The following is a 22,065-nucleotide window of genomic DNA, read 5'->3' as shown; positions in this document are numbered from 1 at the left end:
TGATCAATCTTCTCTTTTGACTTACACATGCTATACGTGGTATATAATAATCATTGAAACGATTTGTTAAGGAGAGACGACATGGAAGACAAGACGATGGAGGTATTTAAGAGAGGTTCGAAGTTATTAAATATTCTTCAAGACGAGAAGCGTCAACAAATTCTTGTTCTATTATGTAGAGAAGAACAACTAACGGTTAATCAAATTACTGAACGACTTACGATTTCACGTCCTGCTGTATCGCATCATTTGAAATTAATGTATGAAGTGGGCTTGTTGAGTGTCGAGCAAGTTGGGTTGGAAAGATATTATCGTTCTGATCTAGACGATGCATTACTGTGGTTGAAAGAACTGACAGCTTCTTTAGAAGAAAATATTAAAAATAAAGAAAAAGCTTAAAAAATTTTAGTCACTATGTTTATATGTTTAAACCTATTGAAACAAAGAATTAATAAATAATAAAAAGGAGCATTCGATATGCAAACAATTTTAGGAAGTAACGGACAAATTGGGCAAGAAATTGCTAAAGAAATTTATAGAAATTTTACGAAAGATATACGTTTAGTAGGTAGAAAACCTAAGAAAATTCATGATACAGACGAGTTAGTAGCTGCTGATTTAATGAAATACGAAGATACACTTAAAGCAGTGGAAGGTAGTGAAATAGTCTATTTTGCTGTTGGATTACCTGCAAATTCAGAAATGTGGGAAGAACGCTTTCCAGTGATTATGAAGAATGTTATTAAAGCATGCCAAGAAACAAATACGAAACTCGCATTCTTTGATAATACTTATATGTATGAGAAAAACGATAATGTACAGGTTGAAGACAGTCCATTTGTACCAGAAGGTCGTAAATCACAAGTACGTGCTGATATAGCTGAAATGTTGTTATCAGCTATGAAAGATCAATCTATTCAGGCTGTTATTGGCCGCGCTCCTGAATTCTACGGACCAGGATTGACGCAAAGCTTTACCAATTCATTAGTATTTAATCGTGTAAAAGCAGGTAAACGTGCATTAGTACCGGTTAATGCATCTGTGTTACGTACACTTATATGGACACCTGATGCAAGTCGTGCCTTAGCATTGCTTGGTAATACACCTGATGCTTATGGAGAAACTTGGCATTTACCAACAGATGGTAGTGTGTCTTATAAAGATATTTTGAAAAAGGCAGAGAAAGTCTTAAATAAGAAGATTAAGTATATGACAGTACCAATGTGGGTATTTAAATTAGGTAGTCTATTTAATCAACAAGTTAAAGAACTTACTGAATTATTACCAAGATATAAATATGATAACGTCTTTAAGTCCGATAAATTTAAAGAAAGATTTCCTGATTTTAAAGTGACAACTTATGAAGAAGGTATTAAAAATATTTTAAAAGGAGAATCGTAATATGAAGAAAATCATGATAGTTAATACAAGTGCAGAATATTATGAAGGCACACGTAAACCAACAGGACTGTGGCTAGGTGAACTCGTTCATTTTTATGATTATTTTAATACAGAAGATTATCAAATCGATTTATTTAATATAAACGGTGGTGAAACACCTATTGATCCGGTAAGTCTTAATCCACTAATGTTAGATAAACTAACGAAGGCTTATTATAACGATCATACTTTTATGGAGAAGCTTAAAAACAGTCCATCTATTCGTGAAGCAAATCCTGAAACATATGATGTCATTTACTTTACCGGCGGACATGGTGTGATGTTTGATTTTCCGCATAATACGTATATTCAAGATGCTGTTAATGAAGTATATCGTCACGGTGGCGTTGTTGCAGCAGTGTGTCATGGCATCGCAGCATTATTAAATGTGAAAGATGAAAACGGCAGATACTTTATCGATCGTAAACAGATTACAGGATTTTCAAATGCAGAAGAAATATTAGCCAATCGTAAGCGCATTGTTCCGTTTATGTTAGAAAGTGAACTTAAAATCCGAGATGCCAAATACAGTAAAGCAAAAGTACCATTCAGACCATATGTACAAGTAGACAACAGACTCGTTACAGGACAAAATCCACAATCACCAAAGCAAGTCGCACAAGCCGTTGCACGCATATTGAGTGAAGAAGGAAAGTAGCGCAGGAAGACTGAGGTTAGTGTAGAAGTAATACAAATTAAGCTGAGACATTCAACGTGTCTCGGCTTTTTTGTGTCTGGATTTATTTGTGTAATTTAACGTACTACTTCCACCCCATACCTCCACAAAATTCTTATTGCTTTTCTTAAATACATGATATAACATATAAAACGTAAATATTACGATTTAGGAAGTTGAGGGAATATAAATGGTGAAAGAATACGATGTATGGTGGCAGAAGGGACAAGAAACAGATGATGACATGGCAAATGATCATGTTGATGGATGGGATAGAACGATTCAATTGATGGATGAATCTGATGTTAGAGGTAAGACGATATTAGATTTCGGATGTAATCAAGGTGGTTTTCTACGTAGATTATATGACACCGTTCCATTTGAATACGACGTTGGAATGGATTTAGCGAAGTTATCACTTGAGAAAGCGAAAGAATTAAAAGGCGATCGTCCATTAGAATATGTGTTAACAGATAAACCTCAAGACACAAACAGAACATATGACACTGCAATTAGTACATCTGTACTTTATTTAATTGAGGACATACCTCAACATGCACGCGATTTGAAAGCTGTACTTAAACCAAATGGCGTCTATTATGCGACATTCTCAGATTTAACAAACAATCCAAGTCAGCAATTTATGGAAGACGTGATAAATAAATATGGTGCGACACCGTCTCAGAATCATTCTTTAAAACATATAGTAGATAGCTTTGTAGCTGAAGGATTTGAAGTGGCTGTTATTAAGGAACCTGTTCCTAATGTGATTGATTTAACGCATTATGATGACTTTTATTTATCACCAAATGATTATTTACAAACATTATTCCATGAATCATTTTTAGTAAAAGCAACATTGAAAGAAGGCACGAAGTAATGAAGAAGCGGTTATTAATGGTATTGTCAGCAAGTGCTTTACTGACATTAGCGGGATGTTCAAATGAACAGAAAGATAGTAAGCAAGTGACGTTATCACTACCAACAGAAGCGAAAGCAGATAAGTTAGATGCACAAGGATATGAAGCAGCAATGCCTGTTTATAGTGCAGTTTATGAACCTTTAGTAAAGTACGATAAAGATAAAGGCGTATCAGCAGGATTAGCTGAAAAATGGGAAGTAGATAATGAAGGTAAAGTTTATGAATTCCATTTGAAGAAGGATATTAAATTTTCGGATGGTTCTCCTTTTAATGCTGAAGCAGTGAAGTTCTCAATCGAACGCGCAAAAGCAATCAATAAAGATTCGACAGTTGAAACATTAAAGAAATTAGATCAAGTCGTGGTGAAAGATGATTATACCGTTCAAATTAAATTAAAGTCACCATCTAACCAAGTATTGAACGAATTAACACAAGTACGTCCATTACGTATGATGAGTCCACATGCTGTTGAAGGTGAAAAAGTCGACGGTAAGTTCAAAGAAGCAATTGGTACAGGTGCATTTGTCGTTGATAAGAATGGTAAAGAAAAGACAACATTGAAACCGAATAAGCATTTCAACAATGAGCATCCTGTTAAATACAATTTAGCCTTTCAAACAATTGAAGATGGCGATTCTAGAAATTCAGCAGTTCAAAGTGGCACTGTAGATATATCAGGCGGTGCTTTAGGTATGCTGACAGACCAACAAATTAAAGAAGATAAAAAGAATAAAGCATTAACGATTGAAGATAAACCGAGCACTGTCAGTCACTTTATGGCATTTAATCCGAATCATAAAGTGTTGAAAGAACGTGCGATACGTGAAGCAATCAGCAAAAGCATTAATACGAAAGCTTTATCTGATAAAGAAATGAAAGGTATATTCCAGAAAAATGTTCAATTTGTAAATGATGATAATCAACAAACACATGAATACGATGTTAAATCTGCTGAAAAGTTATTAAAAGATGAAGGATATATTAAAAATAGTGACGGCATGTTTGAAAAAGACGGCAAAGTCTTATCATTGAATTTAGTTATCCAAACAGCAGAGTTCCCGAACTGGAAAGATAAATCTGAACAAGTACAACAAGATTTGAAGAAAGCCGGCATTAAAGTAAATATTAAAACGTTAGATGCACAGACTTATTACGATACATTATGGACGAAAAAAGATTATGACTTAATCTTCTATAGAACATATTCTGATGCATTAATGCCTTATAACTTTATGAGTTCAGTATTCGAAAATGTTGACGGTAAGTCTGGTGTGTTAGCAAACGATGATACTTTAACAAAACAACTAGATGATTATACAACGGAGATTTCAAGAGATGAACAACAACGGGCATTTGATGATATCTTTAAACATTTTAATCAACAATATTTTGGTGTGCCGATTGCTTATCCAAATGAAACATTTGTCGTAAGTGATAAAGTTAAATCATTTAAATTCACAGGATTAACAGATGCACCAGTTGACTATAAATCGCTGAAAGTGAATGAACAATGATCATAAAGCGAACACTGAAATTACTATCTTATTTAGTAATCAGTTCGTTTATCATCTATGTGTTAGTTGAGAAGACAGCGGGTAATCCAGCCATACTTTATTTACAACGACATGGTTACACGACAATTACACAAGAGCATATCGAATTAGCGGAGCATAAATTAGGCTTAGGACAAAATATATTCTTGAGATATATAGACTGGCTTGGTCATGCACTAACGGGACATCTAGGATATACATTCAGTTCAAACGAACCTGTTACAGATGTCATCTTAGCGTCATTAAGTCCAACATTGATATTAATATCTGTATCAGCATGTATATTATTATTGTTTGGCTATTCTATTGGATATATTATCGGGTCACATGCAGAAACAAAATATGCTCGAGTGATTCGTGGATTTGCTCAAGTTATGACGTCCATGCCCGAGTATTGGATAGCGATCTTACTCATTTATTATGCAGGTGTACGTTGGCGATTAGTACCATTTGTAGGCAGTGACTCTTGGCAACATTTCTTATTACCGATTATAACAATCGTCATAATTGAAGGGTGTCATGTGTTATTAATGACAGCGCATCTCATTGAACAAACGTTAGAAAGCGATGCATATCAACTTACAGTATTAAGAAAAGTGAAGTTACGTGCACGTATTTATATACAAATAAAAGAAATATTTGCGCCATTAATGACGATATCAGTGAATAGTATGATTCATCTAATCGGTAAAGCCGTTATATTAGAAGTGATATTTAGTATGTCAGGTATCGGTAAGTTGCTGATTACCGCCATTAATCAACGTGATTATCCATTAATTCAAGGTATTGTTGTGATTATTATGGTCTTTATTATGTTGATTAACTATTGGGGAGATTTAATTATTTTGAAAAGTGAACCGAGATTACATATGCAGCGCGTAATGTCTCATGAAAAGAGGCGTTCATTATGATGAATAAACGATTAATAATAGCGGTTAGTCTAGCAGTAGGTGTTCTGTTGTTATGCGGTATTTATGTTCAAATGAATGGCAGTGAGTCGGATGCACCATTACAACCACCTAGTCTTAAACATTTCTTAGGTACTGATCAACTAGGTAGAGATCTCTTAAATAGGTTAATGCTAGGTTCTGGTGTTACGTTATCTCTATCAGCAGTTGTGATGATTATAAGTGTAAGTATTGGATTAACACTTGGTATGATTGCTGGTATCGAGAGAAAGTGGATGGATAAAGTACTCATGTTTATCGCAGATATGATTTTAGCGATTCCAAGCTTTATTATCGCGCTAGTTGTCTTAAGTTTAATTAGCAATTCAACAGTGGGCCTTATATTGGCGTTAACAATTGCATGGGTAGGGCGCTATTTACGTTACTTTAGAAATTTAACACGTGACATTCAAAAGCGCCCGTTTATTTCTTATGCGGTGTTAAGTGGTAATTCAACCGTACAAACGACCATTACACATACAATGCCACATTTAATGGGTAATATATTGGCTTTAATAACTGCTGATATCGGTAAAATTATTTTGAGTATTTCAGGTTTAGCGTTTCTTGGTTTAGGCATTAAGCCACCTATACCAGAACTTGGAACGATATTATTTGATGGCAAAGGTTATTTTAACAGTGCACCGTGGCTATTCTTCTTCCCAGGTATGTTGATAGGAGGTTATGCATTATTATTTCAAATGTTGAACAAAAAAATAACACAGTAAAACGCATTTTAAATGTTCAAGATGTGAGTATTTTTGACGGAGATCATCCGTTAATTCAATCTATTTCACTATCGGTTAATCAAGGTGATTTTCATTGCATAATTGGTGAGAGTGGTAGTGGCAAATCATTGCTGACAAGGACGATATTAAATATGAAACACCGCAAACTTCATTACCTGGGAAATATTGATATCGATTTAAATAAGACTGATGCAGTATTCCAAGATGTGCATAGTAACATGTTTCAAAATATAACTTTGGCGAAACAGTTTAAATATTTATTTGAGGCTAGTCAGTCTAAATTATCAGCTGAAGAACAGTACGAAGAAATTCTAAAGTTGATGAAAGTATTTGGTTTAGAAAATGGTGAGGCGTTATGGAATTGTTATCCGTTCGAACTGAGTGGTGGTATGGCACAACGAGTAGCGTTTATGATGGCACTTATAAGACGTCCGAAGTGTTTAATACTTGATGAACCTACAACGGCATTAGACAAAGAAAACTGTCACAACTTAATGCAATACTTAGGCGATATGTATCTACAAAACGAAATGACAGTCATCTTTGTGACACATGATATTAATTTAGTAAAAGCATATGCCACACATATTAGTATTATGAAGGTTGGTCAAATCATTGAGAGTGGCGATAAAGAAACGGTGTTAAATCATCCGAAGCATGAGTATGCTAGAAAGTTAATGTCTATCGCACGTAGGAGAGAAGCGTATGCTTGAAATAGAGAACTTAACTAAAACGATTAATCATCGGCATATTATAAAGGGTTTGTCGCTTACTATTGAAGATCAGAATTTATTGATTAGTGGGAAGAGCGGAAGCGGGAAATCAACGCTCGCTAAAATGATAGCAGGATTAGATTCAAACTACACTGGTACAATCAAGTTTAATCATCGACCGCAAGAAAGCATACCTCTTAAACAGTGGATGAAGACGATTCAATATGTACCACAATATCAACGAGATACATTAAATCCACGTAAGACTGTTGAATATATTTTAAGAGAGCCACTGAGAAATTATCATGTTGATAAAGAGGATTATGGGCATAAAATTGAAACCGTACTGGAGCAATGTTTACTGCCTAAAAGTATTCTGAAGCAGCGCATGAGTACATTAAGTGGTGGACAATTCCAGCGAGTATGGATAGCAAAAGCTTTAATCGTAGAACCGAAAATACTCATATTAGACGAAGCCACGACGAACTTAGATGTTATGAGTGAAGAAACCATTATCCAAATGTTAAAGGCGTTAGAACAAGTGCAGCTTATCATCATATCTCACGATCCATATGTACTGAATTCCTTTGAAGGTATGGAACTTAAGTTAGATGGAGAATAGTTGATTCTTAAGTAGATGATATAAGATAGGTATGGGTGCACGAAGACTACGAGATATCGTGCAGTTAGGGGTCAAATTAGGTCGTATCGCACGAAGACTGAGAGATATCGTGCGTTATGAGGTGAAAACAGGTCGTATCGCACGAAGACTGAGAAATATCGTGCGTTATGGGGTCAAATCAGGCTGTATCGCACGAAGACTGAGAGATATCGTGCAGTTGGGGGTGAAATAGGGCTGTATCGCACGAAGAATTGAAGATATCGTGCAGTTAGGGGTCAAATCAGGTCGTATCGCACGAAGACTGCAAGATATCGTGCGTTATGGGGTCAAATTAGGCTTGAGCGCACGAAGACTATGAGATATCGTGCGTTATGGGGTCAAATCAGGCTGTATCGCACGAAGACTGCAAATTAGTTTTCCAGCTTGGGTAATTGTACAGCATGTGGTACAATTAATGTGTTAAAGGAGGTTTTAGTATGACTGTAATAAGTTATTCAAACGCTCGTAAAAATTTTAGGAAATTGATTGATAAAGTAAATAATGATAGTGATACTGTAACGATTACTACTAATGAAAGTAATGCTGTTTTAATGGGTGAAGATGATTATAATTCAATTATGGAGACGCTGTATTTACAACAATCACCTGCTAATGCTAAACACTTAGCAAAATCTATTGAAGAAGCGGAAAGAAATAATACAGTTGAGATAGATATAGATTCCTATGAGTAAACGAAACATTACATTTACGCCTTCCGCTTTTGAAGATTATGAGTATTGGCTAGAACAAGATAAAAAGTTATTAAAGAAGATTAACAGGCTAATAAAAAGTATTCAGCGCGATGGCCTATTAGAAGGAGAAGGTAAACCGGAACCACTAAAAGGCAATTTACAAGGCTACTGTAGTAGACGTATTAATCATGAACACAGACTTGTTTATATGGTTAAAGAAAATCACATTATCATTATAGGATGTAGATATCATTATTAAAAAAGACTCTATTTTATTTTAGAGTCTTTTTATTTATCTTTTTCCTTTTCGGTTTGTATAAGAATAGTTGAACCTGAAATACAATCTTAGTAACATAAACTCAAGATAAAATTATAGTTTGAGTTATGAATCTTATTTACTTTAAAGGAGCGATTTTATTGGAAAGTAATGAATACAAAATATTACTAGATGAAATTGAAAAGTTAAAATTTCACAACACTAGCTTATTAACACTTATTGGATTACTACATGCAGAGGATATGAAAGAACCTACAATCCATGAGACTGTGGTTATGTTTGATTTATCTAAAAAAGATTTAAGAGAATTCTCTGCATTAGTAAAAAACTATAACGGTAATAATCTTGCTTTCGAACAAAAAGCTTTAAAAATTAATCCTATTTTTAAAAGAAGAAACATAATTTCTATTCTAAAATCATTTATTGTTTCTGAAATGTTCTTAGAAAAAAGTCAAGAAATACTAAATTCTTATGAGTAATATTTACTTTAATATATTTCTTGGTTGTCACTTTATTTTTGTTCTATTTTCAATACATTCGACATCAAATTAATAATGATAAATATATATAATATGCCAACTAATGGTGCGTAGAATGTCCACCAGTTTGTTGTTAGCTCATTAGAGTGAAAGCCTAATAAACTGCTTAAGTCATTGATGCTTGGTCGTTCTATAATTTCACATGCGGGTCCATAGCAAACCTTCGTACCTCCGAAGAATATTTTGAAGAAGGCTAGGTGTGTCATGACGAGTAAAGTTTGAAAACATATTCTCAAAAATATGATCAAATATTGAGTTTGTATGTTAGGTAATACATGTTTGATAAAAATATGTTTATCATTAGGACTAATGGTATATGCAGCTTCGATATAATCTTGATTTAATATATATTGGGTTGATTCTTTTATCAGCATAGTTGTTGTCGGTGTCATTAAGATTGTTAGAATAATGATATTGTAAATCATTCTAAATTGCATAGTAGTCGTAAAGCCATCTATTGTTTCATATAGTAAAGGTTGCAATAAGATATACGCCAATATAGATTGGGGAATATAAAATAAAGCATTAGAAAAGACACTGTAAATACTTGTTGTCTTGCGATTAAATGCTAAATAAGTTCCAATTACAACTGAACAAAGAACCGATAAACTTGATATGACGATGATAATCAGTAAAGTGATACGATATCCGGATAACACTTCAAATAACATGTTTTTAGAAGCGGCATCCACACCAAATAATGCTTTAAAGCTAGGCGCAAATGGCGAGCTTTTCATAATATCACCATTAGAATTGTATAGAAAATTCATAGGTTTAGGCGTGATGTTTAGTAAATCAAAATAAATCACACCAACTAGGGCAGGTAAGATAAGTAACGTTAATAGTATATAAAATTTCTTCATGATAACCCTCCCCGTACGCCAGTGAAGGTAAATAATACTTTATGACTCATAAATATGGCGAGAGATACAGGTACATAAATCAATATAAACGTGACAAATAATACTTCTGGAGAGCCATAATCAAATATAAATGATGACAAACCATGCATGTTAAAGATTCTTTCCAAAAGTAATAAACTTGAAAGCGTGATCCAAATAATATGTTTAAAGTTGATTAAATATGATGCAAACAAATTCCTTAATATGTGTTTAAAGTATAGCTCTACATTTGATAAACCTTTCGCTCTAGAAAATTCAATATAATCTGCACGAGATACATCATCTAGAATACTACTTAAAAATGTCACACTACTCACTAAAGGTATAATCGATAGCACCAAAATAGGGAATATTAAAGCTTTATCTTCGGAACTATTCGCTACATTAAACAATAGAATATCTGTATATCGATAAAATAATATCACCAATGAAATAGAAAAAGGTATGTAAAAAATATCCGGAATAATAGATAGAACTGTATTAATTTTTAAATACCATTTTTTAATATGGTCATTAACATATAGAAGGTATGTAAATAATAAAGATATGATAAAAGCTAACAATAGCGCAGCAAACAAAATCACAATAGTATTTATCCAAGGTTCAATAAAGAATGGAAATAAACTGCGTTCAACATGTGATATTTTATTTGTAAATATAATATCTTGAGGATGAAATATGTATAAAAACGTCGACTTCAAGGCATTAAGATAGTTCAAGAAACTAAAACGTTGATCATCAAATAAAGCAGGCAAACACGCTAATAATAAGAATGCAACAATCGTCATGATGAAATTGAATAATTTTCTCATAAGGCATTTACCTACTTTCTAAAGATAATATGTATTACTTCTAGTGTAAAATGATACTTATATTTAATTTACATATTTTTGAAGGTATTTACAAGGGTGTATAGAAAGTATTGTTGCTGGGAAAATGAAATAAAAGCCATGACGTAATTTGTCATGGCTTTTACTAATCCTATTTAGACTTTATATACCACGCATCCATAGCGGAGTGGTCAGAACCTGGGAGTGGATCGTTTAACAGTTTAAATCCAAATTTCTCATATAGGATACATGCTGCTTTTAGTTCATGCATTGTTTCTAAATAACATTGTTCATAATGTTCAAAGGCAAAGGATAGTGCTGTTTCCATAAGTTTCTTAGAAAGTCCTAGACCCTGTGCTTTTGGAATTAAATATAACTTTTGTAATTCGCAAATTTTATCATTTTCGTTAAACGGTGCTATTCCAACGCCACCAACAATTTCTCCGTCAATTTCAGCTACCCAATAGTTCGCATGGTTTAAATTAGCATAATATTGGTGAAGATCATTAAGTTGAGGATCATAATAAGCTGACCCAGGAATCGCAAGGCCAAGTGATTCTAATGAATCTTGTATAATTTCTTTTACTTTTGTGTTATCTTCTTGTTTCATCTCTCGAATAATCATAAAAGAACTCCTTCGTTTTGGGCATAATCAGAACTATATTAGGTTAATTTATTTGAAATAATATTAGGACTCATTATATATGAACCCAATCATTTTGCCCAATTATTAGTGGGAATACCTAAATATCAAGACGACAAAAAAGCTGTGACGTTATTTGTCACGGCTTTTGCGTACTTGAGCATTTCTTCTATTTATATACAGAATGATAACGCCAACTATTACAAAATAATAAATTATCGTTGTATAAATATTTGCCCAACCAACTGCATTTAACAGAATATAACCTAAAGTCATACTCATGTATATCGTAATATTTATAAATAACTCTTTGATCCTTTGTCTTTGTGTTTTATGTTTTTTACTCTCGTGAGTATGATAGATTGAATATAAACCGGCACTAATTAAAACAAGGAATATCATATATGAAATATCGTTATGTGTCACATAGACAATTACATCATAAATGATATTGATTAAAATAATACCCATTACAACTAATAACTCGATCATCTCGTACCTCACCTAAATAAAATTTTTGAATTTTTAATAGTTTGTTAGTCTACTTATTTTTATCATCTAATCGATAATATCCTCCTAGTATAAACAATGAGACCGTTAATAAAAGAGTTGGAATTGCAAATAGTAATAAACTTATATAACCTTCCTGAAAACCAACCATTACTGCTACAAAATATAAAATCATTGATATGCTAAAACTAAATGTAAAGTCGAAATATTTCATATTCTTTCTCCTTTTTTTTCCTATATTACCTATATTAACCATAAGTCTTAAAAAGTGTAAACCTATTTTAAAAAGAATATCTTTTAAAATTTTCGGATTTACTCATAATACATATCTCTATAAAAATATCCTGAACACAGATAATTGTGTTCAGGATTATTAGAAGTATTTATTTTTCTTTAACACCTTTATCATCTGGTTGATCTAATTTGAATTTTTGTGTTTTATCTCCAACTTCTGTTATTAGGTACTCATAGTCTCTATATGCTGGTTCATCATAATCATTATCTTCTTCAATTAAATCAATATTACTTAATCCTGCTATTTTTTTGTCATATATTTCAGTAGGGCTAACAACGTTTGATAAATTTACTCCATAGTTCTTAGAAGATTCCTTTGAATATCTATAAATACCATTTTTGCTATCTTCATCAAATGTTTGAGAACCAATATTTATAAATTCGGATTTCGTATTATTTCCTGAACCATCAGTTGTTATATTTATTTTTAATTTATTAAAAGTAGGTTCTTTATATTTAATATTTGATATTTTCTTTAATTCCTTTGTTAAATTAGTAAGTTGTTTTGAGTAAAATTCAACTTCTGGTACGCCTTCAATTTCATATCTTTCAGGATCATAATCATCTTCTTTAGCTCTTTTTTTAGCATTATCTAGGCTATCTTCGACAGATTCAATTTTATCTTTAGTTTCCTTTATTTTATAATCTTTTTCTACATTAAAGCTTTTTTTATCCATTTTTTTAATATAATCAAGTTTTTTATCGTCATCCATTTTTATCATTTTTCCTACATCAGTAGCATACTCATAGCTATCAGAATCTTCATCGCTATAATCACTATATACTGCAATTTTACCGTCTTTACTTACTATGAATTTTGTGATTTTAGAGTCTTTTCCTAACTCTGCTGAATCGTCAGAACTATTTTCCACTAAGTATGATATAGTCTCTTTTTTGTCATTCATAACATCGCTGAATTTGACTTCTTTTTCCTCAGTAGCCTTTCCGCAACCAGCTAATGTAAATACTAATAATCCAATTACTGTTAATATTTTCTTCATCCTAAAGTCCCCCATGTTAATATGCTTCACTATGCAAAATAAGATTGCCTTTAATATATTTTTCTAAGTCATTAAAACTATTGATAGAATAAAAATCGTTTACATTCATTTGAAAATAGTTAGTATAATTTATACTTACTTTACAGTCACCGGATTTTAAATCGGTTATTTCACAGTTACAATAATGTGTACTTACGTTTAAATCGATTGGTATAGGATCATTAATGATATTTTTTAATTGATTTCCTAATTTATCACTGTTATATATAAAATCATTAATTGATTTTACTAAATCATAAGCATCATATCCGTTAAAAGTTTTTAGCCCTTTAAGACTATCAATTTCTGAGTACCCTCTTAATACTTCCACTACTTTTTTATCAACAGCTGATTCACTAGGAGGTTCCACATCTTCAAATTGTTCATTAAATGTTTCATTAAGTTCGTCATTCTCATTGAAATTCATTTCTTTATTAATTTGGTATAAAAACTTCAAAAATTTAAAAGCTATTATAGTAAGTATTACTATAATAATTAGAAGAACAATAATGATGTTATAAAACCCATATAAATCATTTGTAAAGAAATCCACAATTAACAATTCAATAATCTCCATTTCACTAATCGATTTTTTTGAACTTCATATTATCAATAATGAGCTTATCGTCTTGATAATCTACTTTAGCTTTTTCTCCATCAATATCCGCTTTTAAATTGCCATCTTTATCTTCTTCAATTTTACCTTTTAAAGTTAGACCACTTTGTGTAATTTCAAAAACATTGTCCTTTATTTCTACTTGATAACCTTCATTTTTAGTATCCTCCCAATTACCTTGAATTTTATCTTTTGTACTTCCACAAGCTGATAAAATTAAGGCGAACAATAGTATAGGTATTAATAATTTTTTCATTTTTTTCATCTCCTATATAACATATAAATATTAAAAGATTTTTTACAATGTAATGCTACCATAGATGTCTTTTTACACTCAACACTTTATTTTATGATTATTTTTATATTAGAATATTTTTTAATGACACTTTTTATATTATAAATACTTTTGTTATTAGACATAAATTAGAATATGAATCTGTAGTTTGATAAAATAAAAAATGAATAAAGAAACATTTGTAAAAAATAGATAAAGGTGGATTATATGAGAGAGAGGGCTTTTAAATTTAATTTTTCTAGATAATCAGGATGAAAATTAAGAGTACTTTTCTATATAAATAAAGTAATGAAAAGGGGTGGAACTCTTATGAATGTTGGTGTTTTTGTAATTGTTCTTATTTTTTGTATAGTATTACCAACTATAATGATGGCTAAAAATAAGAAGGAATAGAAGATGTATTTTGATGTTGTGAGTTTTATTGAAGTTTTAATTAATGTAGATTTGAATAGGTGATGAATATGGATAGAATCATATACATATTTAAAATAGGATTAATTTCATTTTTAATCATTTGTACGTTTAGATATATTTTCCCTTACCCAGAAAGTACTTTTGGGATTATTATTTATTCTTTCTGTTTAGGGATTTCAGTAAGTATCGTTTCTTTATTTTTATTAAATAGTCCACCTAAGAGAAAAAAATAAGTTTAAAAAACACCCTAATGAGCTAGGGTGTTTTTTAAGGTGTTGTTTATTGATATTTATTTTTCATTTTTAAAACTTTAACAAGTAAATATATCGCATTCACTCCTGCTATTATAGCTAATACGATAGACAAAGTTAAACTCTCTATTGGCATTGTAAAAATTATAGCGAATAGAAGAATAATATTTAACACCGTTGCCATAGTAAAATCATTATTTAAACTGTTCTCTTTTTTCATAATCGTTCCTCCTTGTTTTTTACTTAGACTACTAAAATTTATTGTTTTATTTAATCAGTGTGATAATGTTTAGAATTCCAAAATACAAAGATTAAAAAAAGTACTGTAAAGATAGTAAACGAAGTATCTAAATGATCTTGATTCATTTGTTTATAAGCAAAAAATGCTAAAAATATTGCTAAAATCATTTGTAAAGTGAACAAAAACCACTTCAAAAAACTATTCTTTTTTTTATCAAACTTTAGCACAATGACGTACCTCCATAAAAATTTCTACCGTTTATTGATGTCTATTTTCTATATGTTTTTGCTCAATAATATTACCTTCAGCATCTTTTTTTACGATATCTTCGCCTTTCGTTGTGTATGTACCAAGTATTTCACCGTGTTCATTACGATAGTTTACGTACCAATTACCGTTATCGTCTTTTCTCACGATATCTATTAAATATTTACTTTTTCCTATTGGCTCTCCTTCAAAATCAGAAATCATGCCATACACTTGTGATCTAAAGTGTGCTTCTGTTCCTGGGTTTTCTTGATCTTCAAACGCTTCTATTGTTTTATGGTCTGGATGTTCTTTCTTTATTTCAATTTTATTTGCGACTTCTTCAAGTGATGTATAATTTTTATTTTTATCGTATAAGTCTTGTAGGTTATATTCATTACCTGTTTTCAATAAATCTTTGTATATTAATACAGCTTGAGTTCCACCGACATATAATTTATCTTTACTCAAACCAACTACTGTTGCAAAGCTACCTTTGGCTGGATATACAGTATAGAATTTCATACCATTTGGTGCGTCTTGGATATTTTTTTCTTCTATTAACAATAGTTTATGTAGTTTCTTTTTTTGTTTTTCACCTTGAGAAAATTGTTCAAAAACACCAGTTAATACTTCATCTTTCGTTACGATATATTCTCCATCTTTATCAGCAAAAAATGCTAAAGCTAACTTTGTCTTATCTGAAACTTCATTAACATCAGATTTTACATTTTCAACTTGTTTAGGTTTATCTTCATGAGCTTTATTTTCATTCTTTGATTGGTTATTTTCAGTTTCTTGTGAATCAGCCTTAGAGTTATCTTTATCTTTTTGCGTACGCTCATTTTTAGAACTATCATTCTGCTTACTTTCAGTTTTAGTACTTTCATCCTTTTGATGAGCAGTTGATTTTTCTTTATCACTACTACACGCAGCACATAATAGTACTAAAATACTTGTTACGACCATTAATTTCTTCATATTGAATAATCCTCCTTTGTTTGAGTGAGATGCCTAAAATAAAAAAGAATAAAGTTATCTATATTATATATAACCATTTTAGCAAAAAGAGTATGTTGTAATAAACCCTAAATTTTCCAAATTATAGTAGGTTAAAATAAAACAACCTGAACTTAAGTAAATAAGTTCAGGTTGTTATCATCTAATCTAATCTAATCTAATCTAACATCTTCTTTATCATCTAATTTTAATTCCTCGGTTTTATCTCCAACTTCAATTATTAAACCTCTATCAATTTCCGTACTATCATCATAATCAATCTGTTTAAACCAACCGGCATATTTTTTATCATACACTTCAGTTGAATAATTAGAACCTATGTTAAAGGTGTCCTCACCTTCTCTGTTAGCTTCTTCAAGTATAGCTACATCATCTTTTCTTGTTGTATCAACGTCTATAAATTGATAATCGATGTTGATGTATTCCTCACTTATATTATTACCTGTTCCATCTTCTTCACCCTTAAGATCAATTTTTTTATATTTTGGTTCTTTATACTTTAAGTTTTTAGTAATATTTAATGCTTTTTCATAATTTTTACGTTCTTCATCCTGAGGGTGAATATATTTATCGTCATCTGATAGAGAGTTTTCAAGTTCTTCAATTATTTTTGATTGAATCTCTTTAAAGATTTTTTTATCTGCCTTTTTAGCATATGAAAGCAATTCTTTATCGCTCATTTTACTTACTTCACCTAGTGATATTTCCTCTATATAGGATTTATCATCTGAATTATAATAATGTACCCTATATGTTTTGATTTTTCCATTTTTAGTGAAATGTATTGCTTCTATAATCTCGTTTTTATTATATTGACCATCTGAAGATGGCTCTATCGTATACGCAACCGTATCATTTTCTTTTAAATATTTTCCCATTTTAATTTCTTTACTATTTTTCCCTTCGTTTGCACATGCAGCTAAAAATATAATTAAACTTAAACAAAAAATAGTTAATTTTTTCATATTAAATCTCCCTCATATAATAAATCGATTGTTCTGGTTAAATTAAACGAACGTTGCGAGTTTATTTTTAAAATAGAATTATAAAACATCCAATTATGATAGTGATTTCCCAGGCAATATTAATTTGTTTATTCTTCATAATTATTAATAGATGCATGTAGCGTTTCTTCTGGAAAATCATCTTTTTTAATTTTGATTGTATTATCATCAATATACGTTATAATCATCTTACTATTTTTAAGTACAGGATCACTTACTTCTTTAAGTTGAGATTTTGGTGTTTTTGCTATAACAGCTTCAATAGACTGATCATCAATTTTTTTAATTTGATATCCTTCACTACTATCATCTTCAAGTAAATTTTTATAATGCCCGTCATACATAATGCTTTGTCCATCAATTACAAACGTTGGATAATGTCTATCTTCTTCACCGTATTGCCATATGTGGTCAATTTCAGTTATCTTTCCATAAGCATTCGTACTCTTATATAACAATTTTTCCAATTGTTCTTCTTCTTTCTTAGATACTACATAATTTTTATCATATTCATGTTTATATAAATCTTCATCTTTATCTACATCTTCATCGTCTTCTGAAGATGAGTCTACTGTATTTGCTTCTTGCCATTCCTTTTCGTATTCTTCATCTATACTGCTGACTTTATTATTTGATTCCGAATTATTTTTCTTTTCTTGTTGTGAATTAGAAGTGTTATTTTCTTTAGACTTTTCATCACTTTTACTATCAGAACCACAAGCAGCCAATAAAATAATTAAACCTAAACATATGCTTAATAATTTTTTCATGTTCTTATTTTCCTCTTATAGTTTTAATTTCATTTGTTGCTTCTCTTCTTATTTTTTCGTTGTTTTCATTTATATATCCAGGTATTAAACATGCATCGACAATAATCCATATTAAAGATGGAATAAAAAATGTCATCCAACCAGTGAGTAGTGTTAATAGAAGTAAACCAACAGCTGAACCTATTTTTTCTAGATAGAAACGGTGTGCACCAAATCCTCCTAGAAGTATTAAAAGAATATAAGCAATGCCTGTTTTTTTACCTTTGTTTGCTACTTGAGATTCTATATAAGTTTTTTCTTCTAAATTCATAATTATTCTCCTTTATTTATATAACTTTTTTCGTTATTTTTATTTTTTACTTTTATTCTTTAGTCAACTCTACTTCTCCATCGCCGTTACCATATCCGACTGGACTATCGATGATGAGTTTGTCTCCTTTGACTTTATAATTAAGTTGTAGATCTTGACCGTCTTCCATTTTAAATGTCATGACTTTTTCATCTGCATTGACTTTTCCGTCTAAGGTTCCGTCATTTGCACCTATGCCAAATAGTCCGCCTGATTCTAGTGCATCCATATGTAATGATGCTTCACCAGTCTCACTATTTGCAGTAATACTAAAATCTTTATTTGAGTAAGTACCATCTACATTCTTTCCACATGCTGCTAATAATAGAACTAATACAAGACAAACGCCTAATAAATTCTTCATAAATCATTCTCCTTTGTATGTGTGTTTTATTTTGTCTAAACGGTTTATAAAGGCATCGATATAAGCTTGTGGACCTAACATGCGTGCGAGTGGTGCTAGTTGATATGCTATGTAATAGGAGTCTAGTTCTGTACATGATACTAAGACGATAATTTTATTATCTTTGTATTCTAAGATTTCTTTGATTGAAAATTGCTGTTTAAACTGATCCCAAATAGATACGTCTATTTCAAATTTAACAGGTTGTAAGTTGGGTACATTTTCATATGTAGAAGCTTCTAAAATATATACTGATTTAATATCTTGAACTTTAACGGTATGAATTTTAGCTTCATACTCATAAGTTAACCAGTAATCATAGTGCATATACATAAGAGACAATGGCTTTACAACCAACTTTTTATCTAATTCAATACGAACTTTTAACCCTTTCGTAATACATTCTTGCAAATTCATTAAATGAATACCTGGTAGTGGTTCGGAACGTAAATTAAAGTGATTCAAAACACTTTTTAGAATGTATTTATCTTCAATACGGTTAAGTGAGATATTATCTAAGAAAAGATTATAAACACTTTTGTGCAACATAGGTGTTAAGCTTTTGATTTTAATTAATAGACTTAACAGTGCTAAGCTATCGGCTGAATATGAACCATTTGAAAGTACGTATCCATCTAGTGAACGACTATATACGATTTTAGTATTCTTGTTGTTCCAATAATCACTCTCATAGAAAAACATATTTAAATCATTAATATCCCTTTGTATCGATTTTTCTCCAACATTAGCAATATTGCTAAACTCTGACTTGTTCACAACATCCCCGTTTAATAGACGCGTGAGTAATGATAATACACGAGTGGCTTTGTCCAACTTAATCAACTCCTGATGTATAATATATATATTTAAATGGACATTATAAGTCCATTTTTTAACTTTATTCAAAATTCACTTCTATTTTTATTTATTTATATTGGTATATAGAGTTTATATAATTATTATATTAAATGGACAAGGTAAAAAAGTGAATATTATGAGGATAGAGAAAGTTTTTAATATATATAAAATGTAAAATATTATTAAAACAAAACAATATTCGGACATTTTAGTTCGTAAAATAACATGTAATTAATATAGTAAAGGTCTAATAATTGTAATAAAATGTAAATGTAAAAATGCTTAAAAGAGGATTAACATGAAAGTAGTGTAATATTATTTTTATTTGGTATATTTAATTTAAATTCTTTATCTTTTACACTATTCGATTTAGTAAGTTCAAAAAGTGATTATAGATTCTTTCTATTAATTTTATTTATGAAGGAGTTAAGTGTATGAATAATTATAAAGTCGTGGCGATGCGTCTAAGTGATAAAAAAGTACTATATGATAAGGGCAATAAAGACAAAAATGATTATGGACTGGGTAATGCTCTATTTTTAAATTATGTTTTAGATTTGCTTAAATATAAAAAGATTAAACTACAAGCAAGTGTGAAAATTAGTGAATTTATTTCTAAAACTTCTAGAAAAGATAAAGTGTTTTTAGAAGAAGGGAAAGAAATTACGATATATAAGTTATTACAATTAGTCATTAATCTTAATTGTAATGCAGCTGTATTGGCTATCGCAGAATATCTAGATCCTACTAGAAATAATCCTGCTATCAAAGTGAAAGTGAAGCGAGATGAGTATGATTTAGAAAAGCAGGTTGCTATAAATATTAGTGGTAGAAAGATGAAAAATAAGCCTCAATCTTATACGATAGAAGATCTTTTGAAGATTGGAGAAAAAATGTTTGGCCAATATGAAAAAGATTTTAAATTATATAATAGTTCATTAGTTGATTATCGTGGCACTGTTTATGAAAATCCAAGTTTCATAGATACTGATGATCGTGTCGTATGCAACTACTTATTTGGGTCACATGATAATAGCGGGATTGTCTTAACTAACATTAATAATGATCGTGTGTTACTAGCTGTAATGGGTGCAGATAACGCGTTTCATAGAGATTTCTTACTGAAAGAAGCAATGGACGAAATTCAATTCGATATTAAAGCGCCTAAATTAGAAGTTGAAACATTCACAGGAGAAAAAGAAATTAATTTTTTAGGTGATACATACTTTGGAGAATTTTATACAGAACGTCGAAAAAAACGCAATCAAGAAGATGCATTAATGCGTTATGGTTACGATCATTCATTGAAGCATTTAAAGACATTCTTTGATCCAAATGGATATAACATTATCAATTTTGAAGCAGTATTTACTGAAGAAGGTGAAGTATCAAATTTAGAAGGTGCGAAACCATTTTTATTATGGGCAAATGAAGAAAAAACATTAAATGCATTAAAGTCATTAAATTTAAATGCTGTTTCTTTAGGAAACAATCATGCGATGGATTTCGGACTTAATCGTTTAAAACAGACTATTGAAGGCTTTAAAAATAACGATTTAAAAGTATTTGGTGCTGGTCTGAACTCTAAAGACGCTTTAGCACCGATACATTTAAATATAAATAATAGAAATGTATATATTTATAATGGCTATTGGTATCGCAAAATTGCATATCGTAAATTTGATTTTTACGCTATTGGTCATGATGCAGGTGTGGCACCATTATATTTAATAAATGAAGAAATTCGAAGAAAGAAACAAGAAGATCCTAATTGTTTTATCATCGTACAACCACATTGGGGCGTTGATTTTAAACAAATTTTACCGTATCAAGTTGAGAATGCAGAACAATTGATTCATAGTGGTTGCGATTTAATACTTGGGCACGGTCCTCATACGATTCAAAAATTAAGAAGATATAACAACACGGTGATTGTTTATAGTATGGGAAATGGGATTTTTAATAGTAACGGTGAATTTGATAAACATGATGCATTGCCATATGGTTTCTTAACTAAATTGAAGTTTCTTGAAAATGATGAAATTAAACTTAGATTAGTACCATTCTACGCAAATAATTTGGATACTTTTTGGTGTCCGGATTATGTGAATGATGAACAATTTAAAGAAATAGTAGAATTTATTGCTGAAGGTAAAGAATATATTGAAACAGACTGGGAAAATCGAGCATTTGAAATAAAAATTAAATAA

General features: G+C 30.7%; 28 protein-coding genes. 14 read left to right on the top strand and 14 right to left on the bottom strand.

Features of this window, described 5'->3' with window-relative positions:
- Positions 1 to 81 precede the first annotated feature (81 nt).
- The 12 genes from LQ677_RS10010 to LQ677_RS09955 all read left to right on the top strand — a co-directional run bounded on the left by LQ677_RS10010 (position 82) and on the right by LQ677_RS09955 (position 9,109).
- Complete coding sequence (locus LQ677_RS10010) at positions 82 to 399, top strand: ArsR/SmtB family transcription factor (protein WP_037589651.1); 318 nt, start codon at positions 82 to 84, stop codon at positions 397 to 399.
- Between the two features lie 78 nt (positions 400 to 477).
- Positions 478 to 1,401 (top strand): NAD-dependent epimerase/dehydratase family protein, encoded by a 924-nt coding sequence (locus LQ677_RS10005; protein WP_239748791.1) that lies wholly within the window; start codon positions 478 to 480, stop codon positions 1,399 to 1,401.
- 1 nt (position 1,402) lies between these two features.
- A complete protein-coding gene (locus LQ677_RS10000; RefSeq protein ID WP_239748790.1) occupies positions 1,403 to 2,098 on the top strand; it encodes a type 1 glutamine amidotransferase domain-containing protein in 696 nt (231 codons plus the stop codon).
- Between the two features lie 208 nt (positions 2,099 to 2,306).
- Complete coding sequence (locus LQ677_RS09995; protein WP_239748789.1) at positions 2,307 to 2,996, top strand: class I SAM-dependent methyltransferase; 690 nt, start codon at positions 2,307 to 2,309, stop codon at positions 2,994 to 2,996.
- On the top strand, positions 2,996 to 4,552 hold the full coding sequence (locus tag LQ677_RS09990) for an ABC transporter substrate-binding protein (protein WP_239748788.1): 1,557 nt from the start codon (positions 2,996 to 2,998) through the stop codon (positions 4,550 to 4,552). Before LQ677_RS09995 ends, LQ677_RS09990 begins: the two co-directional genes overlap by 1 nt.
- Complete coding sequence (locus LQ677_RS09985; protein ID WP_239748819.1) at positions 4,552 to 5,502, top strand: ABC transporter permease; 951 nt, start codon at positions 4,552 to 4,554, stop codon at positions 5,500 to 5,502. Before LQ677_RS09990 ends, LQ677_RS09985 begins: the two co-directional genes overlap by 1 nt.
- Positions 5,499 to 6,266, top strand: a complete 768-nt coding sequence (locus LQ677_RS09980; RefSeq protein ID WP_374199841.1) for an ABC transporter permease — start codon at positions 5,499 to 5,501, stop codon at positions 6,264 to 6,266. The genes LQ677_RS09985 and LQ677_RS09980 overlap by 4 nt, the downstream gene beginning before the upstream one ends.
- Positions 6,233 to 7,000 (top strand): ATP-binding cassette domain-containing protein, encoded by a 768-nt coding sequence (locus LQ677_RS09975; protein WP_239748817.1) that lies wholly within the window; start codon positions 6,233 to 6,235, stop codon positions 6,998 to 7,000. Before LQ677_RS09980 ends, LQ677_RS09975 begins: the two co-directional genes overlap by 34 nt.
- Positions 6,993 to 7,622 (top strand): ABC transporter ATP-binding protein, encoded by a 630-nt coding sequence (locus LQ677_RS09970; protein ID WP_239748787.1) that lies wholly within the window; start codon positions 6,993 to 6,995, stop codon positions 7,620 to 7,622. The genes LQ677_RS09975 and LQ677_RS09970 overlap by 8 nt, the downstream gene beginning before the upstream one ends.
- A gap of 476 nt (positions 7,623 to 8,098) precedes the next feature.
- Positions 8,099 to 8,353: a type II toxin-antitoxin system Phd/YefM family antitoxin gene (locus LQ677_RS09965; RefSeq protein ID WP_196307717.1), complete on the top strand. Its 255-nt coding sequence runs from the start codon at positions 8,099 to 8,101 to the stop codon at positions 8,351 to 8,353.
- The gene (locus tag LQ677_RS09960; RefSeq protein ID WP_206180012.1) at positions 8,346 to 8,612 is read left to right on the top strand and encodes a Txe/YoeB family addiction module toxin; all 267 of its coding nucleotides are present in this window, start codon (positions 8,346 to 8,348) and stop codon (positions 8,610 to 8,612) included. The genes LQ677_RS09965 and LQ677_RS09960 overlap by 8 nt, the downstream gene beginning before the upstream one ends.
- Before the next feature lie 158 nt (positions 8,613 to 8,770).
- Complete coding sequence (locus tag LQ677_RS09955; RefSeq protein WP_204253141.1) at positions 8,771 to 9,109, top strand: hypothetical protein; 339 nt, start codon at positions 8,771 to 8,773, stop codon at positions 9,107 to 9,109.
- A 32-nt stretch (positions 9,110 to 9,141) separates the two neighbouring features.
- Here LQ677_RS09955 and LQ677_RS09950 read toward each other — a convergent pair whose 3' ends face one another.
- The 7 genes from LQ677_RS09950 to LQ677_RS09920 all read right to left on the bottom strand — a co-directional run bounded on the left by LQ677_RS09950 (position 9,142) and on the right by LQ677_RS09920 (position 14,260).
- Complete coding sequence (locus tag LQ677_RS09950; protein WP_239748786.1) at positions 9,142 to 10,032, bottom strand: ABC transporter permease subunit; 891 nt, start codon at positions 10,030 to 10,032, stop codon at positions 9,142 to 9,144.
- Complete coding sequence (locus LQ677_RS09945) at positions 10,029 to 10,883, bottom strand: ABC transporter permease family protein (RefSeq protein ID WP_239748785.1); 855 nt, start codon at positions 10,881 to 10,883, stop codon at positions 10,029 to 10,031. The genes LQ677_RS09950 and LQ677_RS09945 overlap by 4 nt, the downstream gene beginning before the upstream one ends.
- Before the next feature lie 169 nt (positions 10,884 to 11,052).
- A complete protein-coding gene (locus LQ677_RS09940; protein ID WP_196307722.1) occupies positions 11,053 to 11,526 on the bottom strand; it encodes a GNAT family N-acetyltransferase in 474 nt (157 codons plus the stop codon).
- A 150-nt stretch (positions 11,527 to 11,676) separates the two neighbouring features.
- Positions 11,677 to 12,036, bottom strand: coding sequence for a hypothetical protein (locus LQ677_RS09935; RefSeq protein ID WP_196307723.1), 360 nt, complete (start codon positions 12,034 to 12,036; stop codon positions 11,677 to 11,679).
- 401 nt (positions 12,037 to 12,437) lie between these two features.
- Entirely contained in the window at positions 12,438 to 13,349 is a 912-nt protein-coding gene (locus LQ677_RS09930; RefSeq protein ID WP_204258797.1) for a hypothetical protein, read from the bottom strand.
- Positions 13,350 to 13,365: 16 nt separating this feature from the next.
- A complete protein-coding gene (locus LQ677_RS09925; protein ID WP_239748784.1) occupies positions 13,366 to 13,845 on the bottom strand; it encodes a hypothetical protein in 480 nt (159 codons plus the stop codon).
- 124 nt (positions 13,846 to 13,969) lie between these two features.
- Positions 13,970 to 14,260, bottom strand: coding sequence for an LptF/LptG permease family protein (locus tag LQ677_RS09920; RefSeq protein ID WP_204188515.1), 291 nt, complete (start codon positions 14,258 to 14,260; stop codon positions 13,970 to 13,972).
- A 500-nt stretch (positions 14,261 to 14,760) separates the two neighbouring features.
- Here LQ677_RS09920 and LQ677_RS09915 point away from each other — a divergent pair, with 500 nt between their 5' ends.
- Positions 14,761 to 14,946 (top strand): hypothetical protein, encoded by a 186-nt coding sequence (locus LQ677_RS09915; RefSeq protein ID WP_239748783.1) that lies wholly within the window; start codon positions 14,761 to 14,763, stop codon positions 14,944 to 14,946.
- Between the two features lie 46 nt (positions 14,947 to 14,992).
- On the opposite strand, the gene LQ677_RS09910 is transcribed toward LQ677_RS09915, so the two are convergent.
- The 7 genes from LQ677_RS09910 to LQ677_RS09880 form a co-directional block, all read right to left on the bottom strand.
- Entirely contained in the window at positions 14,993 to 15,184 is a 192-nt protein-coding gene (locus tag LQ677_RS09910) for a hypothetical protein (protein ID WP_196307744.1), read from the bottom strand.
- Between the two features lie 279 nt (positions 15,185 to 15,463).
- Positions 15,464 to 16,432: a hypothetical protein gene (locus LQ677_RS09905; RefSeq protein ID WP_239748782.1), complete on the bottom strand. Its 969-nt coding sequence runs from the start codon at positions 16,430 to 16,432 to the stop codon at positions 15,464 to 15,466.
- A 191-nt stretch (positions 16,433 to 16,623) separates the two neighbouring features.
- Positions 16,624 to 17,436: a hypothetical protein gene (locus tag LQ677_RS09900; protein WP_204253148.1), complete on the bottom strand. Its 813-nt coding sequence runs from the start codon at positions 17,434 to 17,436 to the stop codon at positions 16,624 to 16,626.
- 128 nt (positions 17,437 to 17,564) lie between these two features.
- Positions 17,565 to 18,245 (bottom strand): hypothetical protein, encoded by a 681-nt coding sequence (locus tag LQ677_RS09895; RefSeq protein ID WP_239748781.1) that lies wholly within the window; start codon positions 18,243 to 18,245, stop codon positions 17,565 to 17,567.
- 4 nt (positions 18,246 to 18,249) lie between these two features.
- Positions 18,250 to 18,555, bottom strand: coding sequence for a TM2 domain-containing protein (locus tag LQ677_RS09890; protein WP_239748780.1), 306 nt, complete (start codon positions 18,553 to 18,555; stop codon positions 18,250 to 18,252).
- A gap of 52 nt (positions 18,556 to 18,607) precedes the next feature.
- Positions 18,608 to 18,958: a hypothetical protein gene (locus tag LQ677_RS09885; protein ID WP_037589628.1), complete on the bottom strand. Its 351-nt coding sequence runs from the start codon at positions 18,956 to 18,958 to the stop codon at positions 18,608 to 18,610.
- A 3-nt stretch (positions 18,959 to 18,961) separates the two neighbouring features.
- Positions 18,962 to 19,831 carry a hypothetical protein gene (locus LQ677_RS09880; protein WP_196307731.1) on the bottom strand — a complete coding sequence of 290 codons (870 nt, stop codon included), beginning with the start codon at positions 19,829 to 19,831 and terminating at the stop codon, positions 18,962 to 18,964.
- A 458-nt stretch (positions 19,832 to 20,289) separates the two neighbouring features.
- Between LQ677_RS09880 and LQ677_RS09875 the strand changes: the two genes are divergently transcribed.
- Positions 20,290 to 22,065 (top strand): CapA family protein, encoded by a 1,776-nt coding sequence (locus LQ677_RS09875; protein WP_239748779.1) that lies wholly within the window; start codon positions 20,290 to 20,292, stop codon positions 22,063 to 22,065.

Source organism: Mammaliicoccus sp. Q-M61 (assembly GCF_022386055.1).
GTDB lineage: Bacteria > Bacillota > Bacilli > Staphylococcales > Staphylococcaceae > Mammaliicoccus > Mammaliicoccus sciuri_A.
Note: the sequence above shows the minus strand (reverse complement) of the source record. Positions and strands in the feature narration are given on the sequence as shown.